The sequence below is a fragment of the Paenibacillus sp. SER-28 genome (assembly GCF_052906305.1).
The window spans coordinates 139,597-155,002 of sequence record NZ_JBRECM010000005.1 but is presented as its reverse complement, the minus strand read 5'-3'; the positions used below and the strand labels follow the sequence as shown (position 1 = coordinate 155,002).

The 15,406-nt window shown below is 43.6% G+C and carries 9 protein-coding genes; 6 read left to right on the top strand and 3 right to left on the bottom strand.

Features of this window, described 5'->3' with window-relative positions; translation table 11 throughout:
- The first annotated feature begins 188 nt into the window (after positions 1-188).
- From ACUYLD_RS14790 to metK, 5 genes are all read left to right on the top strand, one after another.
- A complete protein-coding gene (locus ACUYLD_RS14790) occupies positions 189-2,555 on the top strand; it encodes a copper amine oxidase N-terminal domain-containing protein (protein WP_446675395.1) in 2,367 nt (788 codons plus the stop codon).
- A 99-nt stretch (positions 2,556-2,654) separates the two neighbouring features.
- The gene (locus ACUYLD_RS14785) at positions 2,655-4,193 is read left to right on the top strand and encodes a stalk domain-containing protein (protein WP_446675394.1); all 1,539 of its coding nucleotides are present in this window, start codon (positions 2,655-2,657) and stop codon (positions 4,191-4,193) included.
- Between the two features lie 45 nt (positions 4,194-4,238).
- A complete protein-coding gene (locus ACUYLD_RS14780; RefSeq protein ID WP_446675393.1) occupies positions 4,239-4,817 on the top strand; it encodes a hypothetical protein in 579 nt (192 codons plus the stop codon).
- A 142-nt stretch (positions 4,818-4,959) separates the two neighbouring features.
- Complete coding sequence (locus tag ACUYLD_RS14775; protein ID WP_061831635.1) at positions 4,960-5,250, top strand: alpha/beta-type small acid-soluble spore protein; 291 nt, start codon at positions 4,960-4,962, stop codon at positions 5,248-5,250.
- Between the two features lie 331 nt (positions 5,251-5,581).
- The gene (metK, locus tag ACUYLD_RS14770) at positions 5,582-6,784 is read left to right on the top strand and encodes a methionine adenosyltransferase (RefSeq protein WP_013312298.1); all 1,203 of its coding nucleotides are present in this window, start codon (positions 5,582-5,584) and stop codon (positions 6,782-6,784) included.
- A 127-nt stretch (positions 6,785-6,911) separates the two neighbouring features.
- On the opposite strand, the gene ACUYLD_RS14765 is transcribed toward metK, so the two are convergent.
- From ACUYLD_RS14765 to ACUYLD_RS14755, 3 genes are read right to left on the bottom strand one after another with little or no spacing between them, the layout of a single operon-like run.
- A complete protein-coding gene (locus tag ACUYLD_RS14765) occupies positions 6,912-7,814 on the bottom strand; it encodes a TetR/AcrR family transcriptional regulator (RefSeq protein ID WP_446675392.1) in 903 nt (300 codons plus the stop codon).
- A 55-nt stretch (positions 7,815-7,869) separates the two neighbouring features.
- On the bottom strand, positions 7,870-10,986 hold the full coding sequence (locus ACUYLD_RS14760) for an efflux RND transporter permease subunit (protein ID WP_446675391.1): 3,117 nt from the start codon (positions 10,984-10,986) through the stop codon (positions 7,870-7,872).
- The gene (locus tag ACUYLD_RS14755) at positions 10,983-12,392 is read right to left on the bottom strand and encodes an efflux RND transporter periplasmic adaptor subunit (protein WP_254328265.1); all 1,410 of its coding nucleotides are present in this window, start codon (positions 12,390-12,392) and stop codon (positions 10,983-10,985) included. The genes ACUYLD_RS14760 and ACUYLD_RS14755 overlap by 4 nt, the downstream gene beginning before the upstream one ends.
- A 266-nt stretch (positions 12,393-12,658) precedes the next feature.
- Between ACUYLD_RS14755 and ACUYLD_RS14750 the strand changes: the two genes are divergently transcribed.
- Positions 12,659-15,376, top strand: coding sequence for a stalk domain-containing protein (locus ACUYLD_RS14750; protein WP_446675390.1), 2,718 nt, complete (start codon positions 12,659-12,661; stop codon positions 15,374-15,376).
- Positions 15,377-15,406 lie beyond the last annotated feature (30 nt).

Sequence of the window (15,406 nt, the reverse complement as noted above, 5' to 3'; positions counted from 1 at the left end):
GGGTACAAAAGCGTAAAGACAAAATTCGCTAAAAAAAATCTTTACTGCATTGTTATCACATTGTATAATACTGGAGTACGTCATAAATGGACGCTTTCTTTCAACTAGATTCCAAGCTTCTGTGATATTGTCACAGATATCATTTTATAAGGGTTCTCATAAAGCTCGGAAAGGAGGTGTAACGACTGATGAGTGACAAGATCCGACAAAAAGACAAAAATAATATTTCTGGTTATATTCAAGGAGGAGAAAAAAAGGTTATGACAAAGTTTAACAAAAAAATGATCAACGTGCTGGCAACAGCAACATTGGTTGCTGGTGTAGCAGCTCCAATCGCAGCATTGACTGCACCAACTGCAATCCATGCAGCTTCTAGCTATCAAAACCTGAGCAATCCTAGCATTAGCTCCAGTGCACAACCTAATGCTGAATTGGGCAGAACGAAAATGAACATTACACAAGCTTCCATCGCTGCTGGTGCATCTTTCACAGTAACATTGCCAAAAGGCTTTGAATTTGCCGGCGCTGGAAACGGTGTTGGTCGTGTGAACAGTGCAACTGACGCTACTTATGGCTTGGGCGTATTCCTGGATGCAGGTGACAACAATCTTGCTAAGAATGCTGAATCCACTGGATATAACGATGCTAATGCAGTAACAGTTACTAAACTGACTAACAACTCTGCAAGAGTACAATTGAACTTCAGCAACTCTGCAGATGACGCTACTCTTTACCTGAACTTTGGTAAAGTAAATGTTACTGGACCTGCTAATGGCCCTATTAAAGTTGCTATTGATGCAGCTTCCGCAAGCGGTTTGACTAGCGGCGAAACAGTAATCGGTAACGTGGTTTCTTCCGGTCAAATTTCTTTGTCCGCTGCTGATACTGTTTCTAGTGAAGAAAACTTTACTGCAACTTTGAAAGTTAAAGAAGAAACTGCTGGTTCATTGGGTAACAACAACATTAAGTTGAAATTGCCTAGCGGTTTCAAATGGGATTCCGCTCCTAAATCTGCAGCTACTATTCTGTTTGGTACTGATATCAAACCAGAAAATGTAAAATATTCTACTGACGGCGATACTTTGACTTTGTCCTTGGATAAAGTGAGTGGTCAGCAAACTTCTTTCCAATTGCCTGTAGGTTTCTACGTTGACGATGAAACTAGCGCTAAAGAAGGCGACGTAACAGTTAGCATTTCTGGTAATGCAACAACTGATGTTAGCTCCCTCGTAGTAGGTAGCTATGGTCAAATCGGTGGTGGCGTTTCCGTAGCTACTCCATCAACTATCCTTGCAGGTCATGACGAGCAAAAAATTGGCGACATCGTAATCAAAGAAACTGTTGCTAAATCTTTTGTTAATGGACGTACTGTAACTTTGCGTCTGCCTGAGGGTGCTCGTTGGCAGTCTACTTTTGAAAGCAACAACCCAGGAAGCAACTTCTCCGGTTCTATGGAGAACACTAACGGAATGGGCGGAGCAGATGTTTCTTACACTGATTCCGACAAACGTACTTTGAAACTGACTTTCAAAAACGTTAACAGCACAACTGATGCTGGTACTTTGAAACTGAAAAACGTTGAAGTTGCTACGCAACCAGGTTTCTCCGGCGATCTGAACGTTGATGTTGCTGGTAGCCAAGGTCTGAGCGGTACTGTTAAGGTTGCAACTGTGAAACAAGCAGTTACTCTGGCTGCTGCTTCCAAACCAACCTTGACAATCGGTCTGGGCGATCAACAAGTTGGCGATATCACAATCACTGAAGCTGCTAAAGAAGCTTTCGTTAAGAAAGACGGTAGCCGTGAAGTAATCTTGGAATTGCCAACAGGTGTACGTTTTGCTTCTACTCCAGAAGTAAAAGTTACAGCTGGTGACGTTAAAGTGAAGAGCGTATCTACTGATACTTACGGCGAAAGCAACAAAGGCCGTCTGAGCTTCTACATCGACAGCGAAAGTGCTACTCCAAGTACTATCACAATCTCGGCTCCTAAGCTGACTGTTGACCGTACTGTAGCTCAAGGTGACATCGTAGCTAAGCTGAAAGGTAGCGCAGTTTCTTACACTGCATACAAAGGCGCAACTGACAACACTCAAAACTGGAAAGACAACAACACTGCAGCTGCTGAAGTAGCAATCGCAACTGTTGGAACTCCAGCTCCAGGTGCTACTAAAACTAAAGCTGTCTTCACACTGGGAAGCACTTCCTACACTGTGAACGGCGAAAGTAAAACTTCTGATGTAGCTGCTTATGCTGAAAACGGACGCACTTACTTGCCAGTACGTTATGCAGCTGAAGCTTTGGGTGTATCCCCACAAAACATCCTGTTTGACAAAGCAACTTCCACAGTTACCCTGATTAAAGGTGACCGCGTTGCTCAAATCAAACTGAACACAAACCTGTTGACTATTAACGGTTCTGTGGTTCGTATGGACGTTAAAGCTGTAACTAACAAAAACCGTACTGTACTGCCTATCTTCTGGGTGAGCAGAGCGCTGGATGCATCCATCAACTATGATGCAACTGCTAAAACAGTAACTGTTGAAAACAACAACTAATTTAAGAGCAACTCTTTTGAGTTAACTGAATTAGATGAGAAGAGGGTTCCTTTTGGAGCCCTTTTCTTTTATTAGTCTTATTGACAAAGGAGAGAAATTATGAAACGTTTTGGAGTGGCAGTACTGTCCACATTGGTTCTTTCTTCTGCGTTCGCCAGTCTTGCAGGAGCTCAACCAGGTGATATAAAGGTTATTATTAACGGTGTAACACAGCAATATACCCAGTCCCCAGTTGTTAGTCAAAATACAACCTTGGTGCCTCTCCGTGGTGTTTTTGAAAGCTTGGGTGCGAAAGTCGATTGGGACAGCAAAGCTAAAAAAGTAACTGCTTCTAAAAATGAAGATACATTGGATTTGAATGTTGGTTCCAAGCTTGCTTATAAAAATAGTAATCCTGTACAACTCGATGCAGCAACTCAAATTCAAAAGGGTCAAGTACTCGTTCCTTTACGTTTTGTGAGCCAATCATTAGGCGCCAAAGTAAATTGGGATCAGACTACACGAACAGTAACCATTTCCAATCAAGCTAGTGGTAGCACTACAGGCGATCAAACCAATAGTTTGTCCAGTAAGCCTCTCGTAGCTCCTGTGACCCAAGTTACTTATGATACCTACTATAATGATTCTTTGACCTATAATGATGCCGTTAAACTGGCTGTAGCTGATAGTACTTCAGTTAAAACAGCTACAACCAATATCGATCAAGCTGGAAAAATAATGAAAGAAGCAGGCAAGAATATTGACTTTGTCCCAGCAGAAGCAGGTGATGAAGGTCAAGATAAGGCTTTCAAAGGTTATGCTCAAACGAACCTTAATTATGAGGCTGCTAAAAAGAACTTGGATATGACCAAAGAAGGCATTGAGTACAATGTGAAGGATCTTTACAATAAGCTTCTTCAAAAGCAGAATGCCGTTAAACTGGCTGCTTTGAATATTGAAGATGCTGAGCGCAAGCTGAAAGTTGCACAAATTAAAAGAGATAACCAAATGTCGAGTGATTATGAGGTTACGCAAGCAACTAATCAGGTGACTCAAAATCAAGCTGCTTTAGAGAAGGCAAAAAAAGATTTAGATAGTGCGTATGTATCCTTGAACCAAGTGATTGGTTACAAACCTGAGCACCGTTATGAATTAAAGGATAAACCTGTTTATTCAGAGTTTAAAGATAATGTGGAAACTAAAGTAAGCCAAGTACTTACTAGCAGCACTGCCATTTGGTTAAGTGAGCAAAAAGTGGATTTGGCTGAATTGAGCTTGAAGCTCTACAATTTTAGTACGCCAGGTAACACACCTTACGAAGCCGAACAGCTTAATGTTGAGAAAGCTCAGTATGCAACAGAGGGTACAAAGAGACAACTCGAAGAAGCAGTAAGAACAATCTATAACAACATCAAAGCATTGGAAAGTCAATATTCACAGATTCAAGCTGGTTTGGTGAGTGCTAGAAGTGCGGCAGATATGGCTAAGAAGCAATTTGATGTTGGGTTGGCTACAGAGCTTCAGGTTTATGAAGCTAATTTGAAAGTCACTACTGCTGAGCAACAGGCCGAAGATATAGTTACAAATATTGATACTTTGAAGTTGGCTTTTGATAAGCCTTGGGCTATGCAGGGTTCTTCTGGAGCTAGCGCACAATAATTAAAACTTAACTATACTTGCTATAACCTGCTGTAGGAGGACTTCATGAAATCACGCTATAAAGTATCGCTGGCTGCTGTTTTACTTGGTGGAGGAATTGTTGCTGGTTCCTTAATGAACAATTCAGTTAATGGTGCCTCCAGTTCTGGACAACCTGGCACAGCTGATGATCCAGTCGTAACCAAAAGCTATGTTGACCAAAAAATTGCTCAGGCAATTAAAGGTGGAACACCAGCAAGTAATACGAGTAGTAAAACGACTAGTTCGACTACTCCAACAACAAACGCTACTTCTAACACAACAGCGTCAGGAGCTTCTGGTGCAGGAAAAACTTCCACACCAGAGCAGACAGAGGCTTTAAAGGTAGTTGATGTAAAGCCTGGTCAAAAACTGATTGCCAAAGCAGGGTCAGAGTTTATTTTACGTAATGGTTATGCTGTTGTGTATAGTATGGATGCCAGTGGTGCTATTGATATTACTTCTGGAACGGAAATTGTCCATAATCAGGCTGTCGAAAAAAATCATTTATTATCCTTTCCTAGAGAAGGAAGAGGTATTCAAGTAAAAGAAGGTCAGAAGTTTGGTCTGGTCGTTATGGTACGAGGCGGTTATACTGTTCAGTAAACTGTTTTTGTATATAAGTTGCTTTCGGTGGCTCTTTTTCTTAAATACTGCTTGGGATAGCAAATTGTTCTTGGCTAAATTGAACCTAATCGCTGCACACTAACCCCATGAAAGACAATATGTTTAGTGGAGGGTGTATACGATGGCGTCAAGAGGTCAAAGACGATTAATTCCCGAAAGCCGTGCCAGGTTAGATGATTTGAAGTATGAAATCGCTGCTGAGTTTGGGCTACCAGTTTATAATCCTCAATATACTCATATACATCCCAATGCTGACAGTGAATTTGCTGCAGAATTGGGGGAGTTTGCGGGGGGCCAAAATGTAGCATGGCGTGATTTGACTTCAAGACAGAACGGTTCAGTTGGTGGTGAAATTACTAAGCGACTGATACAATCTGCTGAACGAAGCTTATCTGAATTTGGTACATTGTAAATAGCAATAATTTCTACAGTTTTTGATCATATAGTAGCGTATAAATTGGGGTTATTTACATGTGAATCGAAAATGATTTGCATGTAAACTTACCTCAATTTCGAATGTTGTAATTAGGCTGCACGAATTGACACCTTGTTTTAAATAGGATATCATGGCATTTGAGGCTTGTACGCAACCTTTTCCTACCGGAAAAGGTTCATTTTTTATTAATAAGGTAACAAGATATCTTCCGCCATTTGTTGGCTTGAAGGTATCTGAATAATGCCATTGCCATGTCAGGATTTTTTAATAAATCCTCATGTATTTTAATTGTGGGAGGTTGAAATTCATGTCTGTAAAAGGCCGCCATTTGTTCACGTCCGAGTCTGTAACAGAAGGCCATCCGGATAAAATCTGTGATCAGATATCCGATGCTGTATTGGACGCCTTTCTGGCTAATGACCCTAATGCACGGGTAGCATGTGAAGTATCGGTAGCTACTGGTCTCGTTCTCGTCATTGGTGAAATCAGCTCCAAATCGGAATACGTGGATATTCCATCCATTGTACGTAATACGATTAAGGAAATTGGCTATACACGTGCGAAATACGGTTTCGATTATAATACTTGCGCTGTATTGACTTCTTTGAATGAACAGTCGCCGGACATTGCTCAAGGGGTTAATGCTGCCTTGGAAAGCCGTGATCCTGCTGAAGTAGATAAAGAAACGGAAAACATTGGGGCTGGGGATCAAGGATTGATGTTTGGTTTTGCTACGAACGAGACACCTGAGTTGATGCCTTTGCCTATCGCTATGTCTCACCGTATTGCACGACGCTTGTCTGAAGTGCGTAAGGATGGAACACTGAATTATCTTCGTCCAGACGGTAAAACTCAAGTAACGGTAGAGTATGAAAATGGTAAACCTGTTCGTATTGATGCTATTGTGGTTTCTACGCAGCATGCGGAAGATACTACTTTGGAGCAAATTCAAGCAGACATCAAAGAAAAAGTTATTTTGCCAGTTGTTCCTGCCGAATTACTGGATGAGCAAACCAAATATTACATTAATCCGACAGGACGCTTTGTTATCGGTGGTCCTCAAGGAGATGCAGGTCTGACAGGCCGTAAAATTATTGTGGATACGTATGGTGGTTATGCGCGTCACGGCGGGGGAGCATTCTCCGGTAAAGATCCGACCAAGGTGGACCGTTCCGCTGCTTACGCTGCTCGTTATGTAGCGAAAAACCTCGTGGCAGCTGGATTGGCAGACAAAGTGGAAATTCAGCTTGCTTATGCCATTGGTGTAGCTACGCCTGTTTCGATTAACGTCGATACATACGGTACGGGTAAAGTAAGCGATGAGAAGCTAGTTGAATTGATCCGAAATAACTTTGATCTGCGCCCAACAGGCATCATTCGCATGTTGGATCTGCGTCGTCCAATTTATAAGCAAACTGCTGCCTACGGTCACTTTGGCCGTACAGATTTGGATGTACCATGGGAGAGCGTAGATAAAGCTGAAATTCTAAAAGAACAAGCGGGGCTGTAATTCCTCGTATATTATCAAAATAAAAGCAATAACCCAAAAAGACTGTTTCATGCTTTGCATGAACAGTCTTTTTTGATGTGTTTCGCTGTTAAGTATGAATTGCACCGAAGTACCGAATACTGAGTGACTACTCGGATATCGGTGCATGGTCCAATAAATTTTTAAGTAAACGACAAACCTTTTGCAGTTCCTTGTACTGCTCCAAATACGCAAAAAGGGCTTTCAGGAGGCCTTTTTGAGGGTTCGATTTCAGAGCCTCTTCCTTTAAATGAGCGTAGATTTGCTGACACTCTTGTTTCTCCTCTGAACTCCACGAAGACAGCAGTATACTGTCTTCCAAGGAGTGGAGAAGGCTGTTAATTTGACGGCCTTGGTCAAAGGGATTACTTAGAGCACTTTCAGGTAACCAGCCTTGCTTGCTCCAGAACAAATGTGGAGCTGAATCAGCATTGTTCAGGCTGGTTGCCAAGGAACTGGATAAGAAGATAATAAACTGTGTTAGATGTTCAATCGTTTCATCATCCATCCGATCGGCAAAGAAGCGAATATATTCAAACACAATGCTTTTAAGTACAAAGGTCATATCCCATGCATGATCTTCAATGCTCGGTCCAAAAATATCAATCAGGCAGTCGCGAACCCATCTGTACAATTTGTATTCATGATTCTCGAATGCGTAATTGAGTTGTTCATTCTGAAAAATAAGCATGGAAGGCTCAGGAAGATCCATCATGAGATACACTTTGTTTTCAACGAGATTTTTCAAGTAAAGTACAATAAAACCGTGCAGTTTATCGTGCTTAGAAAGATTAGGTTTGCTGTAGAGAGCCCGGATGTCTTGTTCAATGTTATTTTCCAGAATGATACACATTTCTAGAGGGAGTTCTTCTTTTCCTTGAAAATATTTATAGAAGGATGCTTTCGCCATCCCACTTTCTTTGGCTATTTCTTCAACAGATGTTGAATAATAGCCTTTTCTGGAGAACAGCCGAATGGCCGCCTGTAAAATATCATTTTTTTTACTTTCCATACATACTTCCCCCTAGGGACCGGCCAACTCGACAACATCGAATTCACTTCATACATCACAAAGGTTGGTCACGTGTGATAACTGTGTGCTGCTGTTTTTTGAGTTGACGGCGCATCTTGTACTTGGCCATGATCATATACAAGGACGGCACGACAAACAAGGTTAACAAGGTCGAGAATAACAAACCGAAAATGACGGTAAACGCCAGTGGTTTAAAGAGCAGGCTTCCCAATAGTGCTAATGGAATCATACCTACAATAGCTGCCAAAGATGTCAATAAAATCGGTCTGAAGCGAGCAGCGGCCGCCTGTATTACGGCTTCCTTTAATTCCATTCCTTCATGTCGTGCATCCTCGATAAATTCAATTAACACAATCCCATTCCGCACAACAATGCCCGCGAGTGCAATAATTCCCATGATGCTCATAAAACCAATAGGCATACCGGTCAAGAAAATACCAATAATCCCGCCGGCTGCTGCCAGGTACACGGTCGTCATAATAATAATAGGAATGGAGAGAGAATAAAATTGCATAGTAATCAAGAGTAAAATGAGCAAGACTACAACGATCGCCAGCTGTCCTAAGTCCTTGAATATGGTCGATTGGTCAGAGGTTTCCCCACCAACCTCCCATTTGTAGCCTTCTGGGAACTTCATTTGTGCCAGCTTACTTTCAACATCAACCATCGCTTCGCTTGCAGTTCGTCCGTTCAAATCGGCTTCCACCGTAATCGTCCGCTCCATATTGTAATGCTTGATTTGCTGAATAGCAAATGACGGCTTAATCTGGACAAGCTGGTTTAATGGAATTTGCTTACCAGCTGCATTAACTACACTTAATTGTTGGAAAAGCTTACTTGGCTTCTCGTCGCTGTGATTCAAATACATTTTAATATCTACCAGACTGTTTCCAGTATCAAATTGGCTGACTTGGGCTCCTTCTTTTAATAGAAGCAGGGTGCGAGTCAAATCTGTGTAACTTACCAGGTATTGATCCATCGCTTGTTTGTTGACCTCAAGCTCCAGTGCATATCGTTCAATTCCTATATCATCCACGATGCCTGTTGTGCCCTCTACTGTCGCGATCTGCTCCTTTGCCTTCTGGGCAATGGTTTGCAGTTCATTCAGATCCTGACCTGAGATACGAATAGAAACGGGCTTACCCACTGGAATCCCGAGACGAGGAACATACATCGTAACTGTAACTCCAGGGTAGGATTTCTTAACATGTTGTTCCCAAGCATCAACTGTCGTATTGAGATCGAATACGTTTTCTTTGCCGACGACAGCAATCTGCCCCACCGTTTCGTTATAACTAATATTTCCACCCGAACTATTAATGTCACTAAAAAGTTGTGGGGCAGTCCCTCCAGCGCTGTAGACGACCTTGGAAGTTTCAGGTTGCTTTTTCACCCAGCCTGCAAGGTCTTTAACGACCTGGTCGGTTTCCGCAATTGAAGTGCCTACAGGCATTTTTACATTTAGTGAAACATGAGGATCTTCCGACTCAGGAAAAAGTTCAACTGAGGTAAAGGGAACTAATCCATAGGCGGCTGTTCCAAGCATGAGTCCGACCATGGCTGTCAACAAGGGACGCTGAATGACCTTAGGCATCAGTTTTTGTGAATAGAGCTTGTTTAAAGAATGAATCTGCTGGCCGAGCAAGCCTGCTGGTTTAGATTTACCCTGAGGGTGACGAGCCTGTCTGCGCTTCTCATACCATTCTCGAAAAATAGGGATGATGGTGAGCGACATAATCATAGAGGCAAGCATGGTCAGGGAGACAATAGCAGGAATGGGTTTAATAAAGGCACCTACATTTCCAGGAAGAAACAACAATGGCGCGAAAGCGGAGATGGTGGCCAGAGTTGCAACCAAAATAGAAAGCATGACCACTTTGGTACCTTTTACAGCTGCGACTGAGGGTGATTCTCCTAATTCCGTAAGTCTACGCTCAATATTATCATTTACAACTACGGCATCATCCACGAGTATGCCGAGTACGATGATCAGACCGACAACGGAAATCTGATTTAGAGTGATACCGAACATAGGCAAAAAGATAATGGCAATCGAAACCGAAATAGGAATGGCCAGTGCAACAAATGCAGAGGTGAGCAAATTCAGCCCCAACATACAAACGAGAATAACGGCCGCAATCGCAAGAATCGTTTCACGCTTTAAGTCGTCAAAGATATGGCTTACCTGATCCTTTTGTGCAAAAAGAGTTTGAAAGTGAACACCTGCGGGAAGTGTTTTCTCCAGTTCTTTGAGCTTGGTATTGACCTTTTCGCTCATAGAAGGGATGTCTGTGCCTGTTTCTGCTCCAATACTTAGCGTAATAGCCGGTTTACCCTCTACATAGGCAAAGTATTCTGTATTAGGATGTGCCAGCTCCGTTGTGCCGACATCTCTCAAATATACAGGATTACCTTCTTTGGTGCGTGTCAAAAGGACCTGATTCAATTCATCAGCTTTTTCGGTCTCGCGAACAATAAGTTGATAGGTACGTCCGTTGTATTCAATATTACCAGTTGGAACCCGATCAATTTGAGACTGGATTGCTTGAGCTACTTGTCCCCATGACAGCTGGTATTGCTGAAGCTTCTGGTTGTCAATATGAACACGTACTTCTTGATCAGGGAGACCATTGAATTTGACGCTAGATACGCCAGAAATGGTGTTGAGCTGATCTTTCCAAGTTGTTGTTAAATCATTTAGTTTATACAGTGGTGCGGAAGAGTCAGCTGTTAGGGCATAGGAGCCGATAAAAGAGCTGGTTAGCTTGTCATTTACAACAGGCACTTCAGCGCCTTGAGGAAGATCAGCTTGTGCATCCTGCACTTTTTTACGCATATTATCCCAAACCGTTTGAGGATCAACTCCGTTTTTGGATTCGATTAAAATAGAGGAGAATCCGTTACCAGAAGTCGAACTAATCGTTTTAACACCTTCAACTTCCTTAATGCGTTTCTCCAGCTCTTTAGTTACGGTTTGTTCTACTTTTTGTGGTGAAGCACCAGGGTAGACTGTTGTTACTGTGGCATTTTGTATGGTGACATCCGGCATTTCCTGCTGTGGTAACTGGAAAAAGCCGAAGATTCCGACCAAAATCAGCATGACAAAAAACAGCAATGTAATTTTTCGTTTTTTTACGATGTACTCAATCATGGGCGTCCGCCTTCCTCCGACTGAATCGCATTTCCATCAAACAGGTTTTCTGCCCCTTTAACGATAATACGTTCGCCTTCACGAAGTCCCGATACGATTTGCAACTGATTATCTACAACCTGATTACCAAGCTCCACAGGGGTTTTAACAGCTTTTCCTTGAATGTCTTTGAAAATAAAAGGCTTGCTTCCCGTGTTAATGACTGCTTCGGCAGGAACGAGAATCCCATTCTTGTCAGTCACCTGTTGAGCAGCTTTAATGACCTGACCGGGTAACCAGTCTCGCTGTGGATTGTTTATAACAATCTCTACGTTAACCCTTCCCGTGTCGGTGCTGGTCGAAGGATAGATGTTAGACACCGTACCTTGACGAGTCTCTTCATAGAGCGCCACTTCTACTTGTTGACCCTTTTTCCAATCCTTAATTTCACTGTCTGGTACAGGAAGCAGTACTTTGAGGCGGTCGATGGAGCCTATGCGATAGACGGCTTGCCCTGACGCGACCAAATCACCTGTATTCACGATTTTGTCTAAGATTACACCGTTCACAGGAGAGATTAGACGTGTACGTGAAAGTGCAAGTTCTGCCTGCCCCTTGGCAACAAGGGCTTTTTCGTAGTTGGCATGAGCTTGTTTTTGGGAAGCTGCAGCCTGTTCACTGGCCGCAAGGGCTTTGCTTTTACCTGCAAGCGCATCTTGAAAGGAAGCTTGGGCGGATTGATGATCTTCGGCTGTGGCTCCTTCCAGCAAAAGGGACAGGGATTCCTTGGCTTGTTCCAGATCTTTCAGGGCTGCGGTAGCATTCAGGCGAGCATTTTCATTATCTGATGCGGTAGCAGCGCCTGCCTCAAACAGCTTCTGTGTACGCTCGCTATCCGTCTTGGCCTTGTTATAAGCGCTTTGTGCCTTATCTACAGTAGCTTGCGCTTGTTGTTTCTCTTGAGCACGTGCGCCTTTATTGACCTTGTTAACATTCGCGCGAGCTCCTGTAATGCCGGCATCGGCGGATTGAATCGCGGAGGTAGCAGCCTGTAAATTAGCCTGTGCGTTATCAATACCAGCCTGTGCCTCCAAGATGGAGGCTGTCGCCTGTGCCACCTGAAGCTTGTAGTCAGCGTCATCCAGACTAGCAATAACGGCGCCTTTCTGTACAGCAGTACCGACAGTGAGATATGCACTGGCTACAGTGCCTCCATTTTGGAAAGCCAGTGTGTTCTCCTCATAAGCCTGAAGAGTGCCTGACAAGTTATAGGCCGTATGAAGTGGCGTGGATTTGACGATTGCGGTGCGCACAACGGTTGGCTGTGCAGATGAACCTAGAGCGGCATCTTTTTTTTCTGTAGAACATCCGGTCATTGCGATGCTCAGGGATAAAGTGAATATGATGATGGCCCGTTGTTTATTCATGATTATCAATCCTTCCGATAGGGTCATAATTGGAGTTTTGAACTAATCAGTATTATTTGAACTAATAAGTTCAAATGTATTATAGTGCGCCGATATTGCATTCGTCAATTCATCGTTTTAGATTTTATGAATTAGTTGACGGGATTTTCGTAACTTTTGCCTATATAATAAGTCTATTAACATAAGAGGATTTTTTTGTTTATTGATAGAGTACACGTGCGGAATAAAACCGTTTGAATACACTGGAGATGGGAGCTATTATCCAAATGTTTTTAAGTAATAAGAAACAGAGTGAAGTGAAAGTAAATGGCAGAGGAATTGCTAAAAGATGGGCCGTGTTAACACTGGCAGGGGTATTATGGGTCGGTCCGGTTGCTGGAACTGGGGCTCTAATTCCCTTGAATGGTTGGATGTCTGCTCCAATCGCAAGTGCAGCCTCTGGTTCAACTGTAAAATTGGGCGAAGAGATCATTACTTCGGGTGCAACATTATTGAAATATCGTTTTAAAGGGTCCAAAGGAACAGCGCTGGCTGATATCATTCGAGTGGACTTACAAAATCCGTACGTCAAGCTGGATGTCATGACGGGGAAGAATGGACAGTTTACGACCCGTCAGAGTACAGGTGGCATGGCAAAAGAGACCGGGGCGGTTGCTGGTGTAAACGGAGATTATTTTAATACCTCCAGCGAGGGAGCGCCGATCGGTGGACAAGTATCCAAGGGTGTGTTGATGTCTACTCCGTCTGATTTAACGGGTATGTATGCCTTTGCTGTAACCAAGGATGGTTCTCCCATGGTGGAGCAGTTTACTTTTGAAGGTACAGTAAAAGCTGGAGATGGGTCATCCTTCTCTTTGGCGGGGATGAACAAGGCTTCGTATTCGCCTGAGACGAGTGGGGGCGGCTATAGCCACTCTAATGCTATGTATATTTATACATCTGCTTGGAAAGCGATTGAGCGGCCCAAAAACAGTTCGACAACGCCCACCGAGATATTGGTACAAAATGGTGTGGTTACACAAGTCGCCGACAATGCTACGTTGAATATGACCGTTCCGCAGGATGGCTATATTTTACGTACTCATGGTAAAGCTGCTGATTATGCCAAAGCGCATCTGACCGTGGGACAGACGGTAGAAACAAGCTATCACCTTCGTGTTAAATCGACAGGGAGCGAAGTAGATCCTTCTAACCTTCAAATGATGATTGGTGGACATACCATATTAGTAAATGACGGTCAGAAAACCTCTTTTTCTCGAAGCACAACAAGCATAGGCGGGACGCGTGCGCGTACAGCTCTGGGATATTCTCGTGACAAGCGTTACGCTTATGTCATTGCTGTTGAGAAGAATGGGAACAGCGTTGGTGTATCCTTGAGTGAGCTGCAAACGCTGATGAAAGATATTGGCGTCTGGAAGGGTATGAATCTTGACGGCGGCGGCTCTACCACCATGGTGACTCGTGATTTGGGAGATACGACAGCGGGGCTTACGTTCAATACAGAATATGGCACAGAGCAACGTAGTATTGTAAATGGAGTGGGGGTATATACCAATGCTCCTAAAGGAACGCTCAAAGGCTTCACCATCAAGGGCAATAAAACGCTGCTGATTGGACAAACCGGAAGCTATTCCTTCAAAGGTTATGACAATTACTACAATCCATTCGATACCTCGAAAGTACAAGTGACGTGGAAATCCAGCAATCCGGCTGTTGTTTCAGTGAGCGGCGGCGCTGTAAAGGGAGCCAAACCGGGAACTGCTACTTTAACGGCATCCAGTGGCTCAGCCAGCGCTACAACCAAGGTCACGGTGCTTGGAGCAGATGAAATTTCATCACTTACCGCTGGTACTGGAAGTGGCTCGCTAACCGCTGGAGCTAAAATCGCTGTACCGGTAACGGCAAAGACAAAAGATGGACAGAGTGTCAGCATTACGTCAGATGCGCTCAAATGGGAGTTCATCGGCTTTAAGGGAAGTGTCAAGGACAATCAGCTTACGGTAAATACAGTGGATGCAGGCGTGAAAACGGGCTATGCCATTGGTCGCTATGATGGTTTCAGCGCTGTCGTCTTCCTGTCTGCTGGCGGAGCAAGTACAAACAACTGGGAGAACTTTGAAAATGTTTCGTATCCGGTTGATTTTACTTCGAATGTGGAAGGTGTTACCGGCACAGCGGCTGTTGTACAAGGAGATGGCGACCATGCCAATTCCAAAGTGCTAGAGCTGAACTACGATATGACGAACGGCAGTGGTAAAATGTATGCTTACGCTCAATTGAACGGCACATCCGGGAAAACGCTTGAACAGGCGGCTACTTCTATCTCAATTGATGTCAGAGGGGATAAGAGTCTGAACTGGCTGCGTGTGGAGCTAGAGGATGCTCAAGGCAAAACAGCATATATTGATCTCGCTAAAGTGATCGACTGGAACGGCTGGAAAACCATTAACGCAGATATGAGCGGTTTGAATATTTCGTATCCGGCGAAGCTGAAGCGTCTTTATGTGGTCAATGTAGCAGAGGGTCAGGACGAGCGTGCTAAAACAGGGAATGTTGCTTTTGATAATATTTCTTTTAATACACCGGGAACGGTCGGTACAGAAGGACTCAAAAAAGGAACAGCTCAAATGACGATTGGACAAAAATCAATGACGGTGAACGGAACGCCGACCACGATTGATGCCGCTCCGATGACTCGCGATGGTTCAACGTATGTTCCGATCAAGTATGTACTGGACGCATTTGGCGGACAAGCCAAATGGAATGCGGGCGATCAGCGGATCACCATTATGCGCGGCGGTGTGCTGATGGATTTGACCGTAGGGAAAAAAGAAGTTGTTCTGAACGGGAAGCGTCAAAGCACTGATGTTGCACCCATTGTGCTAGGAGGTAGGACTTTAGTCCCATTAAGACTCGTTTCTGAGCAGTTAGGAATGACTGTAAAATGGGAACAAGAAACGAAGACCATCACCCTCCAGTCATGATATGGTATGATATATACTTGAAATGCTAGG

Excerpts from the sequence above, each read along its gene's own strand:
- ACUYLD_RS14755 (WP_254328265.1), bottom strand. The coding sequence starts at position 12,392 with ATGAATAAACAACGGGCCATCATCATATTCACTTTATCCCTGAGCATC.
- ACUYLD_RS14760 (WP_446675391.1), bottom strand. The coding sequence starts at position 10,986 with ATGATTGAGTACATCGTAAAAAAACGAAAAATTACATTGCTGTTTTTT.
- ACUYLD_RS14750 (WP_446675390.1), top strand. The coding sequence starts at position 12,659 with ATGTTTTTAAGTAATAAGAAACAGAGTGAAGTGAAAGTAAATGGCAGA.
- ACUYLD_RS14790 (WP_446675395.1), top strand. The coding sequence starts at position 189 with ATGAGTGACAAGATCCGACAAAAAGACAAAAATAATATTTCTGGTTAT.
- ACUYLD_RS14785 (WP_446675394.1), top strand. The coding sequence starts at position 2,655 with ATGAAACGTTTTGGAGTGGCAGTACTGTCCACATTGGTTCTTTCTTCT.
- ACUYLD_RS14775 (WP_061831635.1), top strand. The coding sequence starts at position 4,960 with ATGGCGTCAAGAGGTCAAAGACGATTAATTCCCGAAAGCCGTGCCAGG.
- ACUYLD_RS14765 (WP_446675392.1), bottom strand. The coding sequence starts at position 7,814 with ATGGAAAGTAAAAAAAATGATATTTTACAGGCGGCCATTCGGCTGTTC.
- ACUYLD_RS14780 (WP_446675393.1), top strand. The coding sequence starts at position 4,239 with ATGAAATCACGCTATAAAGTATCGCTGGCTGCTGTTTTACTTGGTGGA.
- metK (WP_013312298.1), top strand. The coding sequence starts at position 5,582 with ATGTCTGTAAAAGGCCGCCATTTGTTCACGTCCGAGTCTGTAACAGAA.